General features: G+C 67.7%; 23 protein-coding genes and 1 tRNA gene. 19 read left to right on the top strand and 5 right to left on the bottom strand.

The genetic code is table 11. The annotated features are described in order from the left end of the window. The first annotated feature begins 80 nt into the window (after positions 1 to 80). On the top strand, positions 81 to 287 hold the full coding sequence (locus ACZ9GM_RS05215) for a hypothetical protein (RefSeq protein WP_291473885.1): 207 nt from the start codon (positions 81 to 83) through the stop codon (positions 285 to 287). Between the two features lie 15 nt (positions 288 to 302). Here ACZ9GM_RS05215 and ACZ9GM_RS05210 read toward each other — a convergent pair whose 3' ends face one another. Genes ACZ9GM_RS05210 through thrC form a run of 3 tightly spaced genes read right to left on the bottom strand, consistent with a single transcriptional unit; the run spans position 303 to position 2,164 of the window. Continuing rightward, complete coding sequence (locus tag ACZ9GM_RS05210) at positions 303 to 476, bottom strand: phosphatase domain-containing protein (RefSeq protein ID WP_291473884.1); 174 nt, start codon at positions 474 to 476, stop codon at positions 303 to 305. After that, positions 467 to 694, bottom strand: coding sequence for an AAA family ATPase (locus ACZ9GM_RS05205; RefSeq protein ID WP_291473883.1), 228 nt, complete (start codon positions 692 to 694; stop codon positions 467 to 469). Before ACZ9GM_RS05205 ends, ACZ9GM_RS05210 begins: the two co-directional genes overlap by 10 nt. 15 nt (positions 695 to 709) lie before the next feature. Further along, on the bottom strand, positions 710 to 2,164 hold the full coding sequence (thrC, locus tag ACZ9GM_RS05200) for a threonine synthase (RefSeq protein WP_476037360.1): 1,455 nt from the start codon (positions 2,162 to 2,164) through the stop codon (positions 710 to 712). 70 nt (positions 2,165 to 2,234) lie between these two features. Here thrC and ACZ9GM_RS05195 point away from each other — a divergent pair, with 70 nt between their 5' ends. Further along, a complete protein-coding gene (locus ACZ9GM_RS05195) occupies positions 2,235 to 3,167 on the top strand; it encodes a diacylglycerol/lipid kinase family protein (protein WP_291473897.1) in 933 nt (310 codons plus the stop codon). A gap of 6 nt (positions 3,168 to 3,173) precedes the next feature. Here the strand turns inward: ACZ9GM_RS05195 and ACZ9GM_RS05190 are convergent, their stop codons facing one another. After that, a complete protein-coding gene (locus tag ACZ9GM_RS05190; protein WP_291473881.1) occupies positions 3,174 to 3,302 on the bottom strand; it encodes a hypothetical protein in 129 nt (42 codons plus the stop codon). Between the two features lie 156 nt (positions 3,303 to 3,458). Between ACZ9GM_RS05190 and ACZ9GM_RS05185 the strand changes: the two genes are divergently transcribed. From ACZ9GM_RS05185 to ACZ9GM_RS05175, 3 genes are all read left to right on the top strand, one after another. Then, positions 3,459 to 3,531 (top strand) — tRNA-Lys (locus tag ACZ9GM_RS05185). A 68-nt stretch (positions 3,532 to 3,599) separates the two neighbouring features. Further along, a complete protein-coding gene (locus ACZ9GM_RS05180; protein ID WP_291473880.1) occupies positions 3,600 to 4,361 on the top strand; it encodes a metal-dependent hydrolase in 762 nt (253 codons plus the stop codon). A 5-nt stretch (positions 4,362 to 4,366) separates the two neighbouring features. Continuing rightward, on the top strand, positions 4,367 to 5,155 hold the full coding sequence (locus ACZ9GM_RS05175; RefSeq protein WP_291473879.1) for a PI-PLC domain-containing protein: 789 nt from the start codon (positions 4,367 to 4,369) through the stop codon (positions 5,153 to 5,155). Here the strand turns inward: ACZ9GM_RS05175 and ACZ9GM_RS05170 are convergent. After that, entirely contained in the window at positions 5,133 to 5,447 is a 315-nt protein-coding gene (locus tag ACZ9GM_RS05170; RefSeq protein WP_291473878.1) for a hypothetical protein, read from the bottom strand. The two genes, ACZ9GM_RS05175 and ACZ9GM_RS05170, sit on opposite strands and share 23 nt — an antisense overlap. 226 nt (positions 5,448 to 5,673) lie before the next feature. Between ACZ9GM_RS05170 and aspS the strand changes: the two genes are divergently transcribed. The 14 genes from aspS (at position 5,674) to nusB (ending at position 21,773) form a co-directional block, all read left to right on the top strand. After that, positions 5,674 to 7,476, top strand: coding sequence for an aspartate--tRNA ligase (gene aspS, locus ACZ9GM_RS05165; RefSeq protein WP_291473877.1), 1,803 nt, complete (start codon positions 5,674 to 5,676; stop codon positions 7,474 to 7,476). Positions 7,477 to 7,506: 30 nt separating this feature from the next. Further along, positions 7,507 to 8,730 carry a phosphotransferase gene (locus tag ACZ9GM_RS05160; RefSeq protein ID WP_291473876.1) on the top strand — a complete coding sequence of 408 codons (1,224 nt, stop codon included), beginning with the start codon at positions 7,507 to 7,509 and terminating at the stop codon, positions 8,728 to 8,730. Between the two features lie 5 nt (positions 8,731 to 8,735). After that, positions 8,736 to 10,109 (top strand): replication-associated recombination protein A, encoded by a 1,374-nt coding sequence (locus ACZ9GM_RS05155; RefSeq protein WP_476037359.1) that lies wholly within the window; start codon positions 8,736 to 8,738, stop codon positions 10,107 to 10,109. A 48-nt stretch (positions 10,110 to 10,157) separates the two neighbouring features. Further along, positions 10,158 to 12,893 (top strand): alanine--tRNA ligase, encoded by a 2,736-nt coding sequence (alaS, locus tag ACZ9GM_RS05150; RefSeq protein ID WP_291473875.1) that lies wholly within the window; start codon positions 10,158 to 10,160, stop codon positions 12,891 to 12,893. A 14-nt stretch (positions 12,894 to 12,907) separates the two neighbouring features. Beyond that, positions 12,908 to 13,441, top strand: a complete 534-nt coding sequence (gene ruvX, locus ACZ9GM_RS05145; RefSeq protein ID WP_476037358.1) for a Holliday junction resolvase RuvX — start codon at positions 12,908 to 12,910, stop codon at positions 13,439 to 13,441. A gap of 86 nt (positions 13,442 to 13,527) precedes the next feature. Then, positions 13,528 to 14,712 carry an endolytic transglycosylase MltG gene (gene mltG / locus ACZ9GM_RS05140; protein WP_291473874.1) on the top strand — a complete coding sequence of 395 codons (1,185 nt, stop codon included), beginning with the start codon at positions 13,528 to 13,530 and terminating at the stop codon, positions 14,710 to 14,712. Then, positions 14,702 to 15,625, top strand: coding sequence for a shikimate dehydrogenase (locus tag ACZ9GM_RS05135; RefSeq protein WP_291473873.1), 924 nt, complete (start codon positions 14,702 to 14,704; stop codon positions 15,623 to 15,625). Before mltG ends, ACZ9GM_RS05135 begins: the two co-directional genes overlap by 11 nt. Positions 15,626 to 15,668: 43 nt before the next feature. Then, entirely contained in the window at positions 15,669 to 16,115 is a 447-nt protein-coding gene (locus tag ACZ9GM_RS05130) for a prepilin peptidase (RefSeq protein ID WP_291473872.1), read from the top strand. 79 nt (positions 16,116 to 16,194) lie between these two features. Continuing rightward, a complete protein-coding gene (gene aroC / locus ACZ9GM_RS05125) occupies positions 16,195 to 17,415 on the top strand; it encodes a chorismate synthase (RefSeq protein ID WP_291473871.1) in 1,221 nt (406 codons plus the stop codon). A gap of 1 nt (position 17,416) precedes the next feature. Beyond that, a complete protein-coding gene (gene aroB, locus ACZ9GM_RS05120; RefSeq protein WP_291473870.1) occupies positions 17,417 to 19,048 on the top strand; it encodes a 3-dehydroquinate synthase in 1,632 nt (543 codons plus the stop codon). Between the two features lie 2 nt (positions 19,049 to 19,050). Beyond that, positions 19,051 to 19,482 (top strand): type II 3-dehydroquinate dehydratase, encoded by a 432-nt coding sequence (gene aroQ / locus ACZ9GM_RS05115; protein ID WP_291473869.1) that lies wholly within the window; start codon positions 19,051 to 19,053, stop codon positions 19,480 to 19,482. 39 nt (positions 19,483 to 19,521) lie between these two features. Beyond that, on the top strand, positions 19,522 to 20,595 hold the full coding sequence (locus ACZ9GM_RS05110; RefSeq protein ID WP_291473868.1) for a M24 family metallopeptidase: 1,074 nt from the start codon (positions 19,522 to 19,524) through the stop codon (positions 20,593 to 20,595). 71 nt (positions 20,596 to 20,666) lie between these two features. Continuing rightward, positions 20,667 to 21,230 carry an elongation factor P gene (gene efp / locus ACZ9GM_RS05105; RefSeq protein WP_291473867.1) on the top strand — a complete coding sequence of 188 codons (564 nt, stop codon included), beginning with the start codon at positions 20,667 to 20,669 and terminating at the stop codon, positions 21,228 to 21,230. Between the two features lie 18 nt (positions 21,231 to 21,248). After that, complete coding sequence (gene nusB, locus ACZ9GM_RS05100) at positions 21,249 to 21,773, top strand: transcription antitermination factor NusB (RefSeq protein ID WP_291473866.1); 525 nt, start codon at positions 21,249 to 21,251, stop codon at positions 21,771 to 21,773. Positions 21,774 to 21,839: the final 66 nt, after the last annotated feature.

Here is a 21,839-nt window from a genome sequence, read left to right as displayed (position 1 = left end):
TCGGGAAAGACGGGAAGCATCCACTCAGTTGGAGGGACGGGGTACGTTCAGTCCGGAAGAACGAGAATTGAGGAGAACCCATGAGCTTCGTCGTCACGATCCTGGAATCGATCATCGGGCTGTTCACCCAGATCACCGGCTCACTGTTCAGCGGCGTCCCCGGACAGACCGTTGACTGTTCCGGGTGGGCGCCCGCAGAGATCTGGCCGGATGGAAGTCCGGTGGAATGGCTGCCGATCTGTGGTCAGGAGCACTGGACCAACCCCGTCAAGCCCGGGACTCCGTAGCCGGCACCCCGCCCGTCAGAAATCACCCGGCTGCATCTGGAACACCTTCAGCCCGACAGTCCGGTAGTGGTCCACCACCTGCTGCCGTTCATCGAGGCGGTAACGGATGCGGAAATGCCCCTCGATGTGATCCCGGACCAGAGTGTCCTTCACCATCCGGTCGGGACGCTGGTCCCCGGTCAGGCGCATGTGGAGTTGATCCCAGTGTCGACCGTGGCGGCGGACAGGGCGGACTGCACCGAGATGACGGCGTCCTCCTTCCGTTGTGTGCCGTGCTGGCCGATCCGCAGGGTGCGGCGGATATCGTCGCGGCTGATGTTCACCGCACCGGTCTCCGCACAGAAGGCCTCCGCCCACGTCGTCTTCCCGGAGGCGGGGAAACCCAGGGTGATGTGCAGCGTCGGCATCGGGGGAGAGGGAACCTAGACTTGGACGTCGGCGATGGAGGTCCGGATGAAGTCCTTCACCGCGTCGATGTCATTGGGCAGGTCGGTGACGTGCCGGTCGGCCGCGAGGATGTCGCGGAACCGCTCCGGGGTCATCGCCTCCGGCTCGGAACCGATGGACTCTCGGATGGTGCCGGCGAACTTCACCGGCAGCGCGGTCTCCAGGCAGATGACCGGGGCAGCGTCCGGGTGGGTGGCGAGGTAGTCGCGGGCGACCTTCACACCGTCAGCGGTGTGCGGGTCGACGAGTACTCCGGCGGACTCCCAGCAGTACCGGATGGTGTCGAGGCGGTCGGTGTGTGTGGAGGAGCCCGAGGCGAAGCCGTAGTCCTTGTCCACCTCCGGGAAGGCAGGGTCTGCGGCCAGGGAGAACCCGCCCTGCTTCACCTGGGTGCCGAAGAGGTCGGCGGTGCGGGCGGCATCGCGTCCGAGGACATCGAAGATGAACCGCTCGAAGTTCGAGGCCTTGGAGATGTCCATCGACGGGCTGGAGGTCGCCAACGTCTCAGCGGAGGTACGGACGCGGTAGTCGCCGGTACGGAAGAACTCGTCGAGGACGTCGTTCTCGTTGGTCGCGACAATGAGCCGGTCGATCGGCACACCCATCTGCCGGGCGATGTGGCCGGCGCAGACATCACCGAAATTGCCGGTCGGCACGCAGAAAGAGACCTTTTGCTCCACCGAGTCGGTGGCACGGATCCAGCTGGAGACGTAGTAGACGACCTGGGCCATCAGCCGAGCCCAGTTGATCGAGTTGACCGCACCGATGTGGTACTCGGCCTTGAATGCGGCATCCCCGGAGACACCCTTGACGATGTCCTGGCAGTCATCGAAGACACCGTCAAGGGCGATGTTGAAGATATTGGGGTCGTCCAGGCCGAACATCTGTGCCTGCTGGAAAGGCGTCATCCGGCCGGCCGGGGTGAGCATGAACACCCGGATGCCGGCGCGTCCGCGCATGGCGTACTCGGCCGAGGACCCGGTGTCGCCGCTCGTCGCGCCGAGGATGTTGATGGTCTCGCCGCGCTGGCGCAGCACGTATTCGAACAGCTCACCGAGCAGCTGCATGGCCATGTCCTTGAAGGCCGCGGTGGGCCCCTCGGACAGGTGGGCGATCTTCACACCCGGCTCCAGGTCGGTGACCGGGACGATCTGCGCGGACGCGAACTTCGGCGTGGAGTATGCCCGGGAGGTGATGCCCTCGAGGTCCTCGACGGGGATGTCGTCGATGAACAGCGAGACGACCTCGGCGGCGAGAGCGGCGTAGCCCTCGTTGTCGAGGACGGAACGCCACCGGTCCAGCGTCGCGGAGTCCACCGACGGGTACTCCTGCGGCAGGTACAGACCGCCGTCGGGGGCCAGTCCGCCGAGCAGGATATCGGTGAAATCGACGGGCGTGGCCTGCGCATCGCGCGTGGAGATGTATTTCATGGCCCCCAGCCTACCGAGTGCGGTGCCCGGGTCTTTTCAAACCCCGGTAACATCGTCGCCTGTGCGAGTCATGCTGATCACCAACCCCTACGCCACCTCCACCACCGAGGAAGGACGGGAAGCCCTCACCGGGGCGCTGACGCAGCGCTACAACGTTGAGGCGGTGCCTACGACACACCGCGGACACGCCGCGGAACTCGGGGCCCGGGCAGCGGAGGAAGGCTTCGACGCGGTAGTCGTCCACGGTGGCGACGGCTCAGTCAATGAGACGGTCAACGGCCTGCTCGGGGCGCCGGACCGGTCCGACCGCCCCGCCGCGGCCGATCTGCCCGCGATCGGCGTGGTACCCGGCGGCAACGCCAATGTCTTCGCCCGGGCGCTCGGCATCGACCGGAGGTCGGACCGTGCCGTCGACCAGCTCTTCGCGGGGCTGGACCGCGGTTCCCGTCGCACGGTGGGACTGGGACACGCCCTCAACCGGTGGTTCCTGTTCAATGCCGGGATGGGCATGGACGCCATCGTCATCCGGCGGATGGAGGAGCAGCGCGCTGCGGGGAAGAAGATGACGAACCTGCGGTACGTGACGACGGCTGTGTCGTCGTTCCTGTCGACGAAGCACCCGTCGCCGACGTTCACCGTCGAGGTGCCGGGACACCCGGCGGTCGAGGGGGCGCGGTTCGGGTTCGTCAGCAACGCCAGCCCGTGGACCTATCTGGGGCCCCGGGCGATCCGGACGAATCCGGGCACCGACTTCGATCACGGGTTGGGCATTGCGGCGGCGACCTCGTTGTCGGCGTTCCGCAATCTCATGCTGGGGGCGCAACTGCTCGCCGGGTCCGCCGACCCCCGGGCAGCACATCTGTTCCGGGACGATGATGTCGAGCGGGTCGTGTTCACCAGCAATGAGCCGGCGGACGTGCAGATGGACGGTGACTACATGGGGATGCATCGGTCACTGGAGTCCGGGTGCGTCCACCATGTGCTGGACGTGGTCTGTCCGTAGGTCAGGTCAGGGCTGGTAGTTGGCGGCGGCGTCCGGGATGATCGCGTCGAGGATGCGGCTGACGATGTCCCAGTTGTTGTAGGCGGCCATGTCGGCGCGGCCGAGGAAGTCTGTGATGAGCGCGATGATATCCATGCATGTCACCATAACAGTGCCGTGTCATCTATGCGATACCAGTGTTACTGGTGTGACTGGTGGGGTTGATCAATCATCTGTGACCAGCGAAATTGCCTCAGCGAGAATGAGCGCCTATAGTATCCATCCGTTGCCGGCGATGTCCGGTGGACTTCTGCGTCATTAGCTCAATTGGCAGAGCAGCTGACTCTTAATCAGCGGGTTCGGGGTTCGAGTCCCTGATGACGCACTACACCACCCCCGACCAGGGATACCCGGTCGGGGGTTTTCCGTATCCGGCAGAAGGGGGAGCAGACCGTGGTTCAGGGCCCCACCCACGCGATGTCCGGAGCTGCCGCAGGACTCGTGCTCGCCACCACACTGCCCGTCGCCTGGGGTGGAGCCACGACCACCGCCGAGATCCTCGCCTACACGGGCATCACCGCGGGGGCAGCCCTGCTGCCCGACCTCGACGCACCCGGCTCCACGGTCGCCCGCGCCTTCGGGCCGGTCACCGGACTGCTCGCGCGCGCCGTGGCCTCCCTCAGCGTCCTTGTCGTCGACGTCACCGGTACCAGGAAGGACGCCAGGGTCCGAGGCGGACACCGCACCGTCACGCACACACTGTGGTTCGCCCTGCTCGCGGGATTCCTGGCCTGGAGTATCGGAGGCGCCTGCGGGGACAACGGAGTGGTCGGGATGCTGGTGTTCTTCTCCGGACTGGCACTAAGGGGACTGTTCCCGCAGTGGGCGAAAGAGAGGGCGGGACTGGTCGTGATCATCGCCGCCGCTGGTCTGGGGATCGCCGCCTACCAGACGGTCCCTGCCCTCCACACGCCCCTGATGCCGGCGTCCGCCGTCACCGCAGGTGTCCTCGTCCACCTGGCGGGGGACCTTATGACGAAATCCGGAGTGCCCCTGACCTCGCCGGTGATCCCGAGGGGCGGGAAACGCTGGTGGAACTGGACGCTGCCCGGTGTCGTGACCATCCGCACCTCGGGAGTCTGGGACCAGGCACTGCTGCTGGGCTTCACCGCCGTCGTCATCTGGCAGGTCTACCTGGTATTCCTGGGGCTGTGACGCCTATGACGCCCCCGACGCCCACCGACATCCACTGCGACGGCCTGGTCACCCGGTTGAAGTGGCACCGGGCCCGCCGTACCGCCGCGGATGCCCCGTTCACCCTCGACCGCATCGTCGAGGGGCTGGCGTGCGGGGCGAGTGTGGAAATCGACGTGCGTACCGGCCCCGGCGGAGAACCGGTGATCCGGCATGACGCCCTGCGGTGGTGGCGACGCGTCCCGACCAGGGAGTCGACTCAGCTGTCCGCGGTCGGCGAGGCACTGGTCGACCGGGGAGTCACGGCTCTCCCGGCCACCGCCCGGCTCCAGTTGGACATCAAGGACACCGCCGGGGTGCTCACGCCGGCGGTCGCGGAACGGATCGCCGTGGCCGTCGGCTCCTTCGCCGACGCGGTCATCGTCTCCGGCAACGACCCTGTGGCCGTCGCCCGGATCGCCGGACGGGATTCCCGCATGGCGACCGGTCATGACCCGTGCACCCGGTCTTCGGTGCGCCGCCTCCGCCGGGCCGGGGACGTCGACGGCTTCGTCACGGCGGCACTGGACGCCGACCGGGATGCCCGGATGATCTACCTCGACCGCCGGATCATCCTCGCAGTGGCGCAGACAGGTACGGATATCGTGTCGACCTTCCACGCCGCAGAACGGGAGGTGGACGCCTACACCCTCGAAGGTCCGGACACGGAGTCGCTCGGTCAGGCACGGGCGCTCATCGACCTCGGGGTCGACCAGATCACCACCGACGATCCGGAAGGGTTGTTCCGGGCTCTCATATCCGTCCCGCGTACTTGAGGTCGCTGCCCAGACGGGCCAGCAGCAGCCCGATGACGGAGAGCATGCTGATGATGGCGGCACCGACACCGGAGATCCAGGAGTCCGATTCACCGGCAGCCAGTCCGTAGACGATCGCACAGACCGCGACCACCGCGGAAACCACGAGGACCACCTGGTTGATCAACCAGAAGTAACGGTAGACGTCACGCTTGTCCAGAGGAGTGACGATGGTGTCCTCCACAGTGAGCTGATCGGGGATACCGTCGGAATCGGGACGACGGGGTGTGTTCTCGGAACTGTTCTCGGTCATACCTCCACGGTAGTTGTTCTGTGGCGGTTGCTGTGGCGGTTGCTGTGGCGGTTACGGTGGCGACGGGGCAGGGGCACACCCACCCCCGACTCGCCCAGGGCAGGGGGAGTAGGGTGGACGTCCGACATGCGTGCAGTGCGTCCGGTGATCCCGGGACCTGTACGGGTAACACCGGGGAGGCCGACTTCGCGCCGCCCATCAACCTCATCCGAAAGGACAACGCGACGTGCTGCGGACGCATCTGTGTGGCGACCTTCGCTCCGACGACACCGGAAAGGAGGTCACTCTCACCGGGTGGGTCGCCCGTCGGCGTGACCACGGTGGAGTGATCTTCATCGACCTGCGGGACCGCTCCGGTCTCGCCCAGGTCGTCTTCCGCGAGAATGAGATCGCCGAGCGTGCCCACGACCTGCGCAGCGAGTACTGCCTCAAGGTCACCGGGATCGTCGAGGCCCGTCCGGAGGGTTCCGAGAACCCGAACCTCTCCTCCGGCGCCGTCGAGATCAACGTCTCCGACCTGGAGATCCTCAACGAGTCCACCGCCCTGCCCTTCCAGATCGAGGACACCACCGGTGGCGAGGTCGGTGAGGAGACCCGTCTGAAGTACCGCTATCTGGACCTGCGCCGTGAACGTCAGGCCCGCGCCCTGCGCCTGCGGTCCAAGGTGAGCGAGGCAGCCCGCGGTGTCCTGTCCGTTGAGGACTTCACCGAGATCGAGACCCCGACCCTCACCCGCTCAACCCCTGAGGGCGCCCGGGACTTCCTGGTTCCGGCCCGCCTGCGTCCGGGCAGCTTCTACGCCCTGCCGCAGTCCCCGCAGCTGTTCAAGCAGCTGCTCATGGTCGCCGGCATGGAGCGCTACTACCAGATCGCCCGCTGCTACCGCGACGAGGACTTCCGCGCCGACCGTCAGCCGGAGTTCACCCAGCTCGACGTCGAGATGAGCTTCGTCGACCAGGACGACGTGATCGCCCTCGCCGAGAAGATCCTCGCCGCCGTGTGGAAGGAGATCGGTTACGACATCCAGACCCCGATCCCGCGGATGACCTACGCCGAGGCCATGGAGAAGTACGGTTCCGACAAGCCGGACCTGCGCTTCGACATCCAGATCACCGAGTGCACCGAGTTCTTCAAGGACACCTCCTTCCGCGTCTTCAAGGCTCCCTACGTCGGCGCCGTGGTCATGGAGGGTGGCGCCTCCCAGCCGCGCCGTACCCTCGATGCCTGGCAGGAGTGGGCCAAGCAGCGCGGAGCCAAGGGTCTCGCCTACATTCTCGTCGGCGAGGACGGCACCCTGACCGGCCCGGTCGCCAAGAACATCACCGACGCCGAGCGTGAAGGCATCGCAGCCCACGTCGGTGCCAAGCCGGGTGACTGCATCTTCTTCGGTGCCGGTGAGGTCAAGCCCTCCCGCGCCCTGCTCGGTGCCGCCCGTGGTGAGATCGCCGAGCGTCTCGGCCTCATCAAGGAGGGTGACTGGGCCTTCACCTGGGTCGTCGACGCCCCGCTGTTCGAGCCCGCCGCCGATGCCACCGCCTCCGGTGATGTCGCCCTCGGACACTCGAAGTGGACCGCCGTCCACCACGCCTTCACCTCCCCGAAGCCGGAGTGGATCGACTCCTTCGACGAGAATCCCGGCGAGGCCACGGCCTACGCCTACGACATCGTCTGCAACGGCAACGAGATCGGTGGCGGTTCCATCCGTATCCACCAGCGCGACGTCCAGGAGCGCGTCTTCGCGGTCATGGGCATCAGCGAGGAGGAGGCCCGCGAGAAGTTCGGCTTCCTCCTGGACGCCTTCGCTTTCGGCGCCCCGCCGCACGGCGGCATCGCCTTCGGCTGGGACCGCATCGTGTCCCTGCTGGGCGGCTACGAGTCCATCCGCGATGTCATCGCCTTCCCGAAGTCCGGTGGCGGAGTGGACCCGCTGACCGAGGCGCCGGCCCCGATCACCGCCCAGCAGCGCAAGGAAGCCGGCATCGACGCCAAGCTGAAGAAGCCGGATGCCGCCGCCCCGGCTGCCGAGTAGTTCTACCGACCACCTGCGTAAGGAACCGCCGTGCTGAGTATCGACACTGTCCTTGACCGGGCCGCCCATCTGCTGGGCCGCCGGTTCGGGGGCACCCCAGAGCTCACCCACCCCGAGGACCTCGGGGGATCCAGTGATTCCCTGGTCCTGCGCGCGAAAGTGACCCCGAACCCCTTCCTCCAGGAACGGTCCCTCGTCATCAAGCAGCTCCCCGCCGTGGCCGAGGGCACGCCTGAGGAGGCGGAGGCGAATGCGGCGATGATCCGTGAGGTCGTCGCCTACCAGTACACCAACACCCTCCCGTCGGAGAACCGGCCCGGTCCACTGCTGCTCGCCCATGACATCGACGAGCGCATCATCGTGCTCTCCGACGCCGGTACCGGCGAGAGCTTCTCGGACATCCTCATCATCGAGGACGCCGAGCGTCGGGCGTCGGCCCTCCGCAAGCTCGGCCGAGCCCTGGGCAGGATGCAGGTGGCCACCGCCGACGGTGAGGAGTCCTTCGACACCCTCAACCGGCGTCAGTACTCGCGCCACGACCTGCCGCCGGAGCAGGCGGGGGAGCGCGACGTCGATGTCGCGGCCCTGGTGTCCCAGGGTCTCGACCTGCTGCGCAGCAGTGGTGTGGAGATCAGCGACACGGTCGCCGGGTTCGCGGAGGAGGCGGGGCTCCGCCAGTCCCGCTCCCGACTGCGGGCCTTCAGCCCCTTCGACCTCACCCCGGACAACATCATGCTGTCCGACCGGGTCGTGTTCCTCGACTTCGAGTGGGCCGGTTTCCGCGACATCGTCTTCGACGTGGCCTGCGTGATCGCCGGATTCCCCCATGACATCAGCACGCCGTTGCTCGACGAGCAGGAATCCGCGGAGTTCATCGAGGCATGGTCCTCCGAGGTCGTCTCGGTGTGGCCGAATGTGCGCGACCGTGAGCGCCTCACCTACGCCCTGATGACCTCGCTCATCGCGTGGGCCCTGATGAGCCTGTCGCTGCTGTACCACGGCACCCTCGCCGTGATCGAGGACGCGGATTCCGCCGCCGACGGTGCCCGCAAGCTCGATCGACTGCCCGAGACCCACCTCGCGGACTTCGCGACGACCGTCGAATCCGTCCGCCGGTACGCCACGGCGGCCTCGGAGCAGGAGCGCGGTGACTCCCGCTACGGTGAGGTGGCCGGCTTCGCCGGGGCGCTGCTGTCCCGGCTCGCGGAGCTGGGGGCGGTCCCGCAGACCCGCACCGACATCCGGTCGCGCTGATCCCCGTGGACGACGGTCTCTTCGGCGTCGGGCAGCCGGTGGGCGGGGCCGGCGACCCGGTGCCGCCGTCGCGTTCGGCGGACGCCTACTTCCACCCCGGGGCACACGCCCCGTTGGCGGTGCGGATGCGTCCTCGCACCCTCGACGAGGTCGTCGGGCAGTCACACGTCCTGGGAGAGTCCTCGCCGCTACGGCGTCTCATCGACGGTCGCGGTGAATCCTCCGTGATCCTCTACGGTCCGCCCGGCACCGGGAAGACGACCGTGGCGTCCCTCATCGCCGGTAGCTCGGGACGCCGTTTCGAGGCGCTCTCCGCCCTGACCTCCGGGGTCAAGGAGGTCCGCTCGGTCATCGCCGACGCCCGTCGGCGACTCGCCGACGGGATCCCCACCGTGCTCTTCATCGACGAGGTCCACCGGTTCTCCAAGACACAGCAGGACGCCCTGCTCTCCGCCGTGGAGAACCGGACGGTCCTGCTCGTCGCCGCGACGACCGAGAACCCCAGCTTCTCCGTCGTCGCCCCGTTGCTCTCGCGCTCCCTGCTGGTCCAGCTCAGGCCACTCGCGCCGGCCGACATCTCCACGCTGCTACGCCGGGCGATCGAGGACCCGCGCGGCTACGACGGGAAGATCACCCTCGCCGACGAGGCATGCGACCGGCTGACCGCCCTGGCCGCCGGCGACGCCCGACGCGCCCTGACCTACCTCGAGGCCGCTGCGGAGTCCGTCGAGGACAGCGGTGGGGAAGTGACCGTCGACGTCGTCGCCCGGTCCACCGACAAGGCCGTAGCCCGCTACGACCGCGACGGTGACCAGCACTACGACATCGTCAGTGCCTTCATCAAGTCCATCCGCGGCTCGGACCCGGACGCCGCCCTCCACTACCTGGCCCGGATGATCGACGCCGGGGAGGATCCCCGGTTTATCTCCCGTCGGCTCGTCGTCCACGCCTCCGAGGACATCGGGATGGCGGACCCGACCGCGCTGCAGACCGCCGTAGCCGCCCACCAGGCGGTGAGCTTCATCGGTATGCCGGAGGGTCGCATCCCGCTGGCCCAGGCCACCGTCCATCTCGCCACCGCAGCGAAGTCCAATGCGGTCATCACCGCCATCGACGCCGCCCTCGCTGATGTCCGGGACGGCAAGGGGTCCGTGGTCCCGCCCCACCTGCGTGACGGTCACTATTCGGGGGCGGAGGGCCTCGGCAACGCCGTCGGCTACCGTTACCCCCATGAGGACCCGCGTGGCGTCCTCACCCAGGACTATCTGCCCGAGGACCTCTCCGACGCCGAGTACTACCACCCTACCGACCATGGCCGGGAACGACAGATCGCCTCCACCCTGGACACCCTGCGTGGGATAGTCCGCGGCGGCAGGTAGACTCTTCCCCGGTAAAGCCCCGAGACAAGCAAGAAGGTTTCCGACACCGTGCAGACGCATGAGATCCGCGAGCGATTCATCAACCACTACGTCAAGGCCGGTCACGCAGAGGTGCCCAGCGCCTCGCTGATCCTCGACGACCCGAACCTGCTCTTCGTCAACGCCGGTATGGTGCCCTTCAAGCCCTACTTCCTGGGCGAGCAGAACCCGCCGTTCCCCAACGGCACCGCGACCTCCATCCAGAAATGTGTGCGCACCCTCGACATCGAGGAGGTGGGTATCACCACCCGCCACAACACCTTCTTCCAGATGGCCGGCAACTTCTCCTTCGGCCAGTACTTCAAGGAAGGTGCGATCAGTCACGCCTGGTCGCTGTTGACCGATCCGGTCGACGAGGGCGGTTTCGGCCTGGACAAGGACCGTCTCTGGGTCACGGTCTACCTCGACGACGACGAGGCCGCCCAGATCTGGGAGGAGAAGATCGGTGTTCCCGCCGAGCGGATCCAGCGTCTCGGCATGGCGGACAACTACTGGTCAATGGGGGTCCCGGGCCCGTGCGGTCCCTGCTCGGAGATCTACTACGACCGTGGCGAGGAGTACGGCGAGTACGGCGGACCGGTCGTCGACGACACCCGCTACATCGAGCTGTGGAACCTCGTGTTCATGCAGAACGAGCGTGGTAAGGGCATCGGCAAGGATGACTTCGAGATCGTCGGTCCGCTGCCCAAGAAGAACATCGACACCGGTATGGGTGTCGAGCGTGTCGCCTGCATCCTCCAGGGTGTCGAGAACGTCTACGAGACCGACCTCCTCGCCCCGGTGATCAAGGTCGCCGAGGAGCTCACCGGCGCCACCTACGGCCGAAGCGAGCAGCTCATCAAGGCCGGCGACACCGAGTCGGCCGAGTACCACGCCGCGCACACCGATGACATCCGTTTCCGCGTCATCGCCGACCACTGCCGCACCGGTCTGATGCTCATCCTCGACGGCGTCACCCCGGGCAATGAGGGTCGTGGCTACATCCTGCGCCGTCTGCTGCGCCGCATCATCCGTTCCGCCCGTCTGCTCGGTGCCACCGGTGTGACCATGGAGAAGCTCATGGACACCGTGCGTTCCACCATGACGCCGTCCTACCCGGAGATCGCCGACAACTGGGAGCGCATCCGCGCCGTCGCCGTGGGTGAGGAGACCGCCTTCCTCAAGACCCTCGAGTCCGGCACCCGACTGTTCGAGACCGTCGCCTCCCAGGTCAAGGGTTCCGGCCTGACCGAGCTCAGCGGAGATGCCGCGTTCTCGCTGCACGACACCCACGGGTTCCCGATCGACCTCACCGTCGAGATGGCGGCCGAATCCGGGCTGACCGTGGACAAGGAGGGCTTCGACGCTCGCATGGCCGAGCAGAAGGCCCGGGCGAAGGCAGACAACCGTGCCAAGAAGCACGACCATGCCGACGTCGCCGTCTACCGGCCCTTCGTCGACAACCACCCGACCGTCTTCCTCGGCTACGACAGCACTGAGGCTGAGGGATCCATCCTCGGTATCGTCGCCGAGGGTGCTCTCGTCGAGCGTGTCGGCGAGGGGCAGAAGGTCCAGCTCATCCTTGACCGGACCCCCTTCTACGCCGAGGCCGGTGGACAGCTCGCCGACCGTGGCCGGATCACCGGCACCGGCGGCGCCGCGACCGTGGAGGACGTGCAGAAGACCGGTAAGAAGGTCTGGCTGCACAATGTCACCGTCACCGGCGGTGAGTTCGCCGTCGGCCAGCGGGTCACCGCCACCGTCGACCCCACCTGGCGTCACAAGGCCCGCCAGGCGCACTCCGGAACGCACATGATCCACGCCGCCCTGCGCCAGGTGCTCGGCCCGACCGCTGTCCAGGCCGGTTCGCTGAACAAGCCCGGCTACCTGCGCTTCGACTTCAACTACGGTGAGCAGCTCACCGCCGACCAGCTGCGTCGCATCGAGCTCATCGCCAATGAGGCGGTGGACGCCGACTACCAGGTCAACACCATCGAGACCAGCCTCGACGAGGCCAAGGCGATGGGTGCGATGGCGCTGTTCGGCGAGAACTACGGTTCCGAGGTGCGCGTCGTCGAGATCGGCGGCCCGTTCTCCATGGAGCTGTGCGGTGGTATCCACGTCGAGCACTCCTCGCAGATCGGCCCGGTGGCCGTGCTCGGTGAGTCCTCGGTCGGCTCCGGTGTCCGTCGTATCGAGGCCTACAGTGGTGTGGACTCCTTCCGCTTCCTCTCCGACCAGTACAAGCTCTCCAGCGCGCTGGCGTCTCGCCTACGCATCCCGTCCGAGGAGCTGCCGGACCGGGTGGAGGCACTGACCGCGCGCCTGAACGAGGCGGAGAAGCGTCTCGCCCAGTTCCGCACCGCAGAGCTGTCCGCGAAGGTCGGCGACTACCTCCTGCAGGCCACCGTGATCGGCGATGTCCGCGTCGTCTCGGCCCGCGTCCCGGACGGTATCGCTGCAGCTGACCTGCGCACCCTCGCCACCGAGGCGAAGTCCCGCGCCGGTTCGGAGGCGGGTGTGATCTTCTTCATCTCCGCCGACCCGGAGTCAGGCAAGGTGCCGTTCATCGCCGCCGCCACCGATGCCGCCGTCGCCGCCGGCGTCAAGGCCGGGGACATCATCAGGACCGTCGCCCCCTACATCGGTGGACGCGGTGGCGGCAAGCCCGCCATGGCCCAGGGCTCCGGTTCCGACGCCGCCGGTATCGACACAGCCGTCAAGGCTGTGCGCGACGTCGTCGCCGACGCCACCGGCGCCAAGTAGGACGCGGGGTCGACGTGACTGAGCAGCGGCAGCAGCGGCCGGATCCGGTGCCGGACCGCCCCGGTGAGGACGATCCGGGTCGGGGTCGACGCCTCGGTCTCGATGTCGGCACCGTACGGATCGGGGTCTCGCTGTCCGACCCCGACGGCATCCTCGCCACACCACTGGAGACCGTGCAGGCGGACAGGGCCAGCGGCGCCTGGCCCGGGGAGGAGTTCGACCACGTGCTCGAGCTCATCGCCGAGAACTTCGTCGTCGAGGTCGTCGTCGGTCTGCCCGTGTCCTTGCGGTCCCATCGCACGCAGTCGACCCGCCGGGCGGAGAACTACGCCACCAGGCTGCGGAAGACGCTCGACATCCCCGTCCGGCTTGTCGATGAGCGCATGTCGACCATGGCCGCGACGAACGCCATGCACGCCTCAGGGGTGAACCAGAAGAAGGGGCGGTCGCGCATCGACCAGGCCGCTGCCGTGCACATTCTGCAGGGGTGGTTGGACGCGCGGAAGGCGTTTCTCGCGAGACACGACGGGTCAGATAACGATTCGTGATCTTTTTGTGCGAGAATGATCGACTGAGAATGCAGTATCCCCTGTGAGCACCCCCGTGCTCTGGAAAGGCGCGGAGAACTACAGCAATGCCGAGTACAACCTCCATCTCCCCGAGATACCGTCGTCGCCGTCAGTGGTCCATCGCCGTCGGCGCGGCCCTGGTCATCCTCCTGGTCTTCGTCGTCGCCTATGTCTACTGGCAGCGCGAGGTCGTCGGAACCAGGGACTATGACGGTGACGGCAACGGCAAGGTCGTCCTGGTGCGTGTCGAGGACGGAGACACCGTCTCCGGCCTTGTCCCGCAGCTTCTCGACGACAATGTGGTGGGTTCCCGTTCCGCGATGATCAGCGCCGCCGACCGCGCCGAGCAGGCGGGTGAATTCCGCGACCTACAGGCCGGTTACTACGCACTGCAGGAGAAGATGTCGGCGGACTCCGCCCTCGACGCCCTCACGGACGACGAACGCCGGCTCGGCGTCATCGACGTGCCCAACGGTTCCACTCTCGACGACACCACCGTCGTCGGTGGTGACCCACGCACCGGCATCCTGTCGATGATCGCCCAGAACTCCTGCCGTGAAGGTCTCACCGACGGCCTCGAGAACTGCGTGACCGTCGATCAGTTCCATGAAGTCATCGCCTCGACCGCCCCCGCCGAGCTGGGCGTCCCCGACTGGGCCGCCACCGAGGTCGACGCCCGTGGTGATGACGGCCGACGTATCGAGGGCCTCATCTCGCCCGGCATCCACGTCTTCAATCCGACCGCTGAGCCGGTGGACATCGTCCGTGAACTGGTGACCTCATCCGTCACCGAGTACGAGGGCACGGGTCTGGTGGAGATGGCCTCGAATGTCGGCCTGACGCCCTACCAGGTGCTCACCGCCGCGTCGCTCGTCGAGCGCGAGGCCCCCGCCGGTGACTTCGACAAGGTCGCCCGCGTCATCCTCAACCGCCTCAATGAAGACCAGATGCTCCAGTTCGACTCGACCGTCAACTACGACGTCGACGAGCAGGAGGTCGCCACCACCGACGAGGACCGCGAGCGTCAGACCCCGTGGAACACCTACGCCAAGAAGGGTCTACCGGACACCCCGATAGCCTCGCCCGGTGTGGAGGCGCTGCAGGCCGTCGAACGCCCCGCCGAGGGCGACTGGCTCTACTTCGTGACCGTCGACCAGGAGGGCACCACGGTGTTCAACCGCGACTTCCAGGCCCACGAGGACGCCATCGAGGAATCCCGCGCCAACGGGGTGCTCGACAGTGCCCGGTAGTCCGTCCGCAGACGTCTACGACGTCGAAGGCTTCCTCGCCCTCGCCGCCGGCTCTCCGCACCTCACCCTCTGCGCGGTGCTCGGCCGACCGGTCGCACATTCCCTGTCCCCGGTAATCCACGCCGGTGCCGCAGAGGACGCGGGAACCGTCCCCGGTTTCCGGTACGTCCGGGTCGAGGCGGGGGAGAAGGACGAGATCCGGCGTCTGCTCACCGGCTCGCCCGCCTGTGTGGCGGGATTCTCCGTCACCATGCCGGGTAAGCCCCACGCCCTGGCTCTCGCCGACGAGGTCACAGGCCGGGCCACCGCCATCGGCAGCGCCAATACCCTGGTGCCGCTGCGTGACGGCAACGGTGCACCCACCGGACGGTGGCGGGCCGACAACACCGATGTCGTCGGCGTGACGGCCTGTCTCGACGCCGTCCTCGGCAAGGCGTTGCCCACCCGTGCGGCTGTCGTCGGCAACGGCGGAACCGCCCGTCCGACCGTGGCCGCCTTCGCGGCCCACGGCGTCCGTCGGGTGGACGTCCTCGCCCGCTCCGACAAGGCGCTCAACCTCAGGGATCTCGTCGAAGGCTACGGGATGGAGTTCTCGTGGACCCGGCTGGATGCCCCGGAGCTAGCCTCAGTGGCCGCCGGATGTGACGTGCTGGTCTCCACCGTCCCGGAGTCCGCGGCCGGTGGATACACCGGTGAGTTGTCCCGGGCCGGTGCGGTCGTCGACGTGGTCTATGACCCGTACCCCACCCGCCTGCTGACCGAGGCCGTGGCCGCGGGACGTCCCGTCGCTGACGGTCTGCTGATGCTGGCCGGGCAGGGTGCCGAGCAGTTCCGGCAGTTCACCGGTGCCACCGCCTCCGCTGAGGCCATGTACGCTGCACTGCAGAGACACCTCGAGCTCCGCGGTAGATGAGCCGGGGTCCCGGGGACCGGGGACAATAGGGGGGAGAAGCACGGTGTGGGGGACTCTGTGGGCGGCGGCGGTACCGACTGCGGCACTGGTCTGGACGGTCGCGCTGAGTGTCAGCGATCTGCGGCAGCGTCGACTGCCCGATGTCCTGACCCTGTCCGCTGCGGCGGTGGTGTGGGGGTGGTGCATCCTCGACGGCCGTCTGTGGGCGTTGACCGGGGCTCTGGCCTGGTGGGCCCTGTGCACGGTGCCCGGGAAGGTGAGCCGTCGGTTGCGCATCGGCGGGGGAGACGCCAAGCTCGCGCTCTCTCTCGGGGCGGTGGCGGCCGCCGTCGGTGGTCCCGTCGGATGGTGGATCGCCGTCACGGTGTCCTCGGTGGTGACCCTGTGTCTCGGGCTCATGCCGCGCGGGACGTGGGTGGACAGGCGGAGGCTGCCGCACGGTCCGGGGATGCTGTCGGGAACCTGGCTCAGTGTCCTTCTCACGATGTGACACGACGTGCCGGGGAGCGTTCCACCCCGTGAGGTGGGGTCATGTGACGTCCGGAACACAGACGTGCCACAATAAGCGCATGCTTCGTTGGACGACTGCCGGGGAATCCCACGGCCAGGCCCTTGTCACCATCGTGGAGAACATGCCCGCCGGCGTGCCCGTCACCCGTGCGGACGTCTCCCGTGAACTCGCACGCCGCCGTCTCGGCTACGGCCGCGGCGCCCGGATGAAGTTCGAGGCCGACGAGGTCACCTTCCTGGGTGGCGTCCGGCACGGACTGACGCTCGGCTCCCCGGTCGCGGTGATGGTCGGCAACACCGAGTGGCCCAAGTGGACCACCATCATGTCCGCTGATCCGGTGGACCTCGACGACCCCGGGACAGTCAAGGAGATGAACTCCGGACGCGGCGCGCGGCTCACCCGGCCGCGACCCGGTCACGCCGACCTCTCCGGAATGCTGAAGTACGGCCACACCGAGGCCCGGCCGATCCTCGAACGCTCCAGCGCCCGCGAGACCGCCGCCCGGGTCGCCGCCGGGACGGTCGCCCGCGCCCTGCTGCGCGAGGTCACCGGTTCCGAGGTCGTCAGTCACGTCATCTCCATCGGCCCGTCCGACACCTACGAGGGCCCCGCGCCGACCGCCGCCGATCTGGACGCTGTCGACGCCTCCCCGGTCCGTGCCTTCACCGCGCAGACCGATGCCCACGAGAAGTCCATGATCGAGGAGATCGAGAAGGCGAAGAAGTCCGGCGACACCCTCGGCGGCATCGTCGAGGTCGTCGTCACCGGCCTGCCGGTCGGTCTGGGCAGCCACACCGCCTGGGACGCACGCCTCGACGGCCAGCTGGCCCAGGCTCTGATGAGCATCCAGGCCATCAAGGGTGTCGAGGTCGGCGACGGCTTCGCCGAGGCCCGCCGCCGTGGTTCCGAGGCCCACGACGAGATCTTCGTCGGTGAGGACGGCGTCGAGCGCCACACGAACCGGGCCGGCGGCCTGGAGGGTGGTATGACCAACGGTGAGCCGCTGCGGGTGCGTGCCGCCATGAAGCCGATCTCCACGGTCCCGCGTGCCCTGGCCACCGTCGACACCGACACCGGAAAGAAGGCCACCGGCATCCACCAGCGCTCGGACGTCTGTGCGGTCCCGGCTGCCGGTGTCGTCGCCGAATCCATGGTGGCCCTGGTCATCGCCCGCTCCCTGCTCGAGAAGTTCGGCGGGGATTCGCTGGCGGAGACGAAGCGCAACTACGCCGCCTACCTCGCCGAGGTCGAGTCCCGGCTGCGCTGGGACGAGAACTGACATGACGACCGGACAGCGTCGTCCCCGTCTCGTCCTCGTCGGGCTGCCCGGTGCCGGCAAGTCCACGGTCGGCCGTCACCTCGCCAAGGCGCTGGGCTGCACAGTGGTGGACACCGACGCGCTCATCGAGGCGGACTACGGCCGTCGCTGCGGTGAGATCTTCAGCGAGCTCGGTGAACCCGCCTTCCGTGAGCTCGAGGAGAGGCACGTCGCCGAGGCCCTGCAGACCGACGGCATCGTCTCCCTCGGTGGTGGTGCGGTGATCTCGGCGCAGACCCGCGCACTGCTGGCCGACGAACTCGTCGTCCACCTCAAGGTCACCCCCGAGGAGGGGGTCCGCCGGACCTCCGGGGACACGAACCGTCCCGTCGTCGCTTCGGTGGATCCTGTGGCCCGGTACCGTCAGCTGCAGACGGAGCGTGCCCCGTTCTACGACGAGGTCAGTGACCTCACCGTGACCAGCGAAGGGCATGCTCCGCGCCAGACCGTGTCCGAGATTCTCCAGTTCCTCGAAAACACCAGCCCAGTCAAGGAGCCTGACATGACCGATGTCCGTCGCGTCCACGTTGCCACCGACAACCCCTATGACGTCGTCATCGGCCGGAACCTCACCGGTCATGTCGCTGACGCTGTCCCTGGTGCCGCCCGTGCCGTGATCCTCCATCAGCCTCCGCTGGCCGATCTGGCCCGGCGTGTCGCCGAGGGCCTGCGTGCCACCGGTGTCGAGCCGGTCCTCCACGAGATCCCCGATGCCGAGGACGCCAAGACCGTCGCGGGTGCCGCCGGGTGCTGGGACATCTGCGCGGACGCCGGGCTGTCCCGGCAGGACGCCATCGTCGGCGTCGGCGGAGGTGCGACCACCGACCTCGCCGGGTTCATCGCCGCCACCTGGATGCGTGGAATCCGTGTCGTCCAGTACCCGACGACCCTGCTGGCGATGGTGGACGCAGCAGTCGGCGGCAAGACCGGCATCAACACCGCCGCCGGCAAGAACCTCGTCGGGTCCTTCCACGAGCCCTCGGCGGTCCTGGTGGACCTCGATGTCCTCGACACACTGCCTGCCAAGGAGATCTCCGCCGGGTCCGCCGAGATCGTCAAGGCCGGGTTCATCCGTGACCCGAAGATCCTGGACATCTACGAGGCCGATCCCGCCGCGGCACTCGACCCCCGCGGGGCACTGCCCGAACTCATCGAGCTGTCGGTGAAGGTCAAGGCCGATGTCGTCGGTCAGGACCTGCGGGAATCCTCGTTGCGCGAGATCCTCAACTACGGCCACACCTACGGTCACGCCGTCGAGCAGCACGAGAACTACCGCTGGCGCCACGGCTGGGCCGTCGCTGTCGGCATGGTCTACGAGGCGGAGCTGGCCCACGCCGCCGGTCTCCTCGGGGAGGACGCCGTGGCCCGCCACCGACGGATCCTCACCTCCGTCGGTCTGCCGACCAGCTACGACGGAGCGTCCCTCGGGGAACTGCTGGAGGTCATGGGCCGCGACAAGAAGAACCGCGACGGTCACATCCGCATAGTCGTCCTGTCCGACCGTGACGGTCTGCCCTACGCTCCGGTGCGCCTCGAGGCCCCGGAGAACGCTGCGCTGCAGGCCGCCTACGCCGCCACCCTCCAGGAGCAGTAGACATGAGCATCCTCGTCGTCAACGGACCGAACCTCGACCGGCTCGGCAAGCGTCAGCCCGACATCTACGGCGCGACCACGCTGGCCGATATCGAGGACGGGCTGCGCGCCCGCGCCACCGAGCTGGGCGTGGAGGTCGAGTTCTTCCAGTCCAACTGTGAAGGTGAGATCCTCGACCGGATCCACCGTGCCGCCGATGAGGGGAACGCGGTGATCATCAACGCCGGAGGACTCACCCACACCTCGGTGGTTCTCAAGGACGCCCTGGCGGAGATTGCCGACGGCGCCGGATATGTCGAGGTCCACATCTCCAACGTCCACGCCCGCGAGGAGTTCCGGCACCACAGCTACCTCTCGGCCGGTGCCGCCGGCGTCATCGTCGGTCTGGGGGCCTACGGCTACACCGCCGCCCTGGAGTTCCTCTCGCAGCGCTGAACCTGCCGGGCGTCGGCGCCACGGGTAGTCTCGGAGCCCATGAACGTACCTGTCGACCACTCCTCCCGTCGGGCGGCCGTCGCCCGGACCATCGCCGACGCCGGCCACCACCATCTGCTGGTCAGCGACCTGAAGAACATCCGGTACCTCTCCGGCTTCACCGGATCGAACGCTGCACTGCTGCTGGGCGCGGACGGCACCGGCACCATCGTGACCGACGGCCGGTACGACACCCAGATCCGGCAGCAGACCGCATCTTCCCCGGGACTGGACATCCTCATCTCCCGCGACCTCTTCGGTGAACTCGCCGCCGTCGCAGGGGACGACGGGTACGCGATCGAGCCGGGGCTGGCGGTCGGGCAGGCCCGAGCACTCGGCGACCCGGAGATTCTCGCCGGCGCCGTGGAATCCGCCCGCCTGGTCAAGGACGGGACGGAACTCGACGCGCTGCGGGCGGCGGGGCACCTGGCGGACACGGTCTTCACCGAGTTCATCGCCGCGGGCGGGATCCGTGAAGGTATCACCGAGATCGAGGCCGCCGCTGACCTGGAGCACCGGCTGCGCTCCGCGGGTGCGGACGGGCTGAGTTTCGACACGATCCTGGCGTCCGGCACCAACGGCGCCAAGCCGCATGCCGGGGTGTCCCGTGACGTGATCGTCCCGGGGCTGGTCACGGTCGACTTCGGGGTCTGGCTCGACGGTTACGCCTCCGACCAGACCCGCACCGTGTGCGTCGGCGAGCCGGATGCCCTGGCCCGTGAGCTCTACGGTATCGTCCACCGGTCGTTCCAGGCCGGGGTGGACACCGTGCGTGCCGGCGTCGGCCCTTTCGCCGTCGACAAGGCGTGCCGGGATGTCCTCGACGAGGCCGGCTACGGGGAGTACTTCGTCCACTCCACCGGTCACGGTGTGGGACTCGACGTCCACGAGGCGCCGTCGGCGTCGGTGCGCACTGACCCGGAGGAGACGCTCGTGGCGGGGGAGACCCTCACCGTCGAGCCCGGCGTGTACCTGCCCGGGAAGACAGGTCTGCGGATCGAGAACACCTATATCGTCACTGCCGACGGTGCGGAGTCGGTGAACCCGTCGACCACCGAGCTGCAGGTCGTCTAGGGTCCGTCGGGCACCACCTGCTAGACTGTCAGGTCGATTACCTGTCCGACTTTCCTTAAGGGAGTACACACGTGGCAACTACCGCGGATTTCAAGAACGGTCTTGTGCTGAAGATCGACAACAAGCTGCAGCAGATCACCGAATTCCAGCACGTCAAGCCCGGTAAGGGCCCGGCGTTCGTCCGCACCAAGCTCAAGGACGTCGTCTCCGGCAAGGTCGTCGACAAGACCTTCAACGCCGGCGTCAAGGTCGAGACCGCCACTGTCGACCGCCGCGACATGGACTACCTGTACAACGACGGCGAGCACTACGTCGTCATGGACTCCAAGACCTTCGAGCAGTTCGAGGTACCGCAGGACAAGTTCGGCGACGCCGGCCGTTTCCTCAAGGACGGCATGCGCGTCCAGCTGTCCTTCCACGACGGTGAGATCCTCTTCGCCGAGCTCCCGGTCTCCGTCGACCTCGTCGTCGAGCACACCGACCCGGGACTGCAGGGCGACCGCTCCACCGGCGGCTCCAAGCCCGCCACCCTGGAGACCGGTGCCGAGGTCCAGGTTCCGCTGTTCATCGAGACCGGCAACGTCCTGAAGATCGACACCCGCGACGGCTCCTACCTCTCCCGCGTCTCGCAGTAGAGGCTCTGATCACTACCGATGACTGAGGATAAGAACCACCGCCGCCACGGGTCCCGTTTCCGGGCCCGTCGGCGCGCCGTGGACATGCTCTTCGAGGCGGAGTTCCGGGACATCGACCCGGTCGAGATCGTCGAGGACCGCCGTGAGCTGTCCCGCGACGAGGCGAATCAGGTCGCACCGGTCAACGAGTACACCGCGCAGATCGTCGGCGGTGTCGCCGAGAATCTCGACGGCATCGACCAGGCCATCGCCGGGCACCTGTCCAGCGAATGGACGCTGGAGCGTCTCCCGGCCGTGGACCGTGCCGTGCTGCGTGTGAGCGCCTGGGAACTGCTCCACAATCACGCCGAGGTGCCTGAGAAGGTCGCCGTGGACGAGGGGATCGGTCTCGCCAAGGAATACGGTCACGACAAGGCCCCCGGTTACGTCCACGCCGTGCTCGACGGGATCTCCCGGTCCCGCCGCATCGCCGAGAAGGAGGCCGCGGAGGCCGCCACTGACGACCTCATCGCCGGCATCGTGGGCGAGGACGCCCAGGACTGAGTCCGCACCGACATTCCACCGAGGGTGGTCCCGGTTTTCCGGGGCCACCCTCGCTGCATCTGCAGG

Source organism: Corynebacterium sp. UD i78 (assembly GCF_056280545.1).
This window is presented reverse-complemented; position numbering and strand designations above follow the sequence as displayed.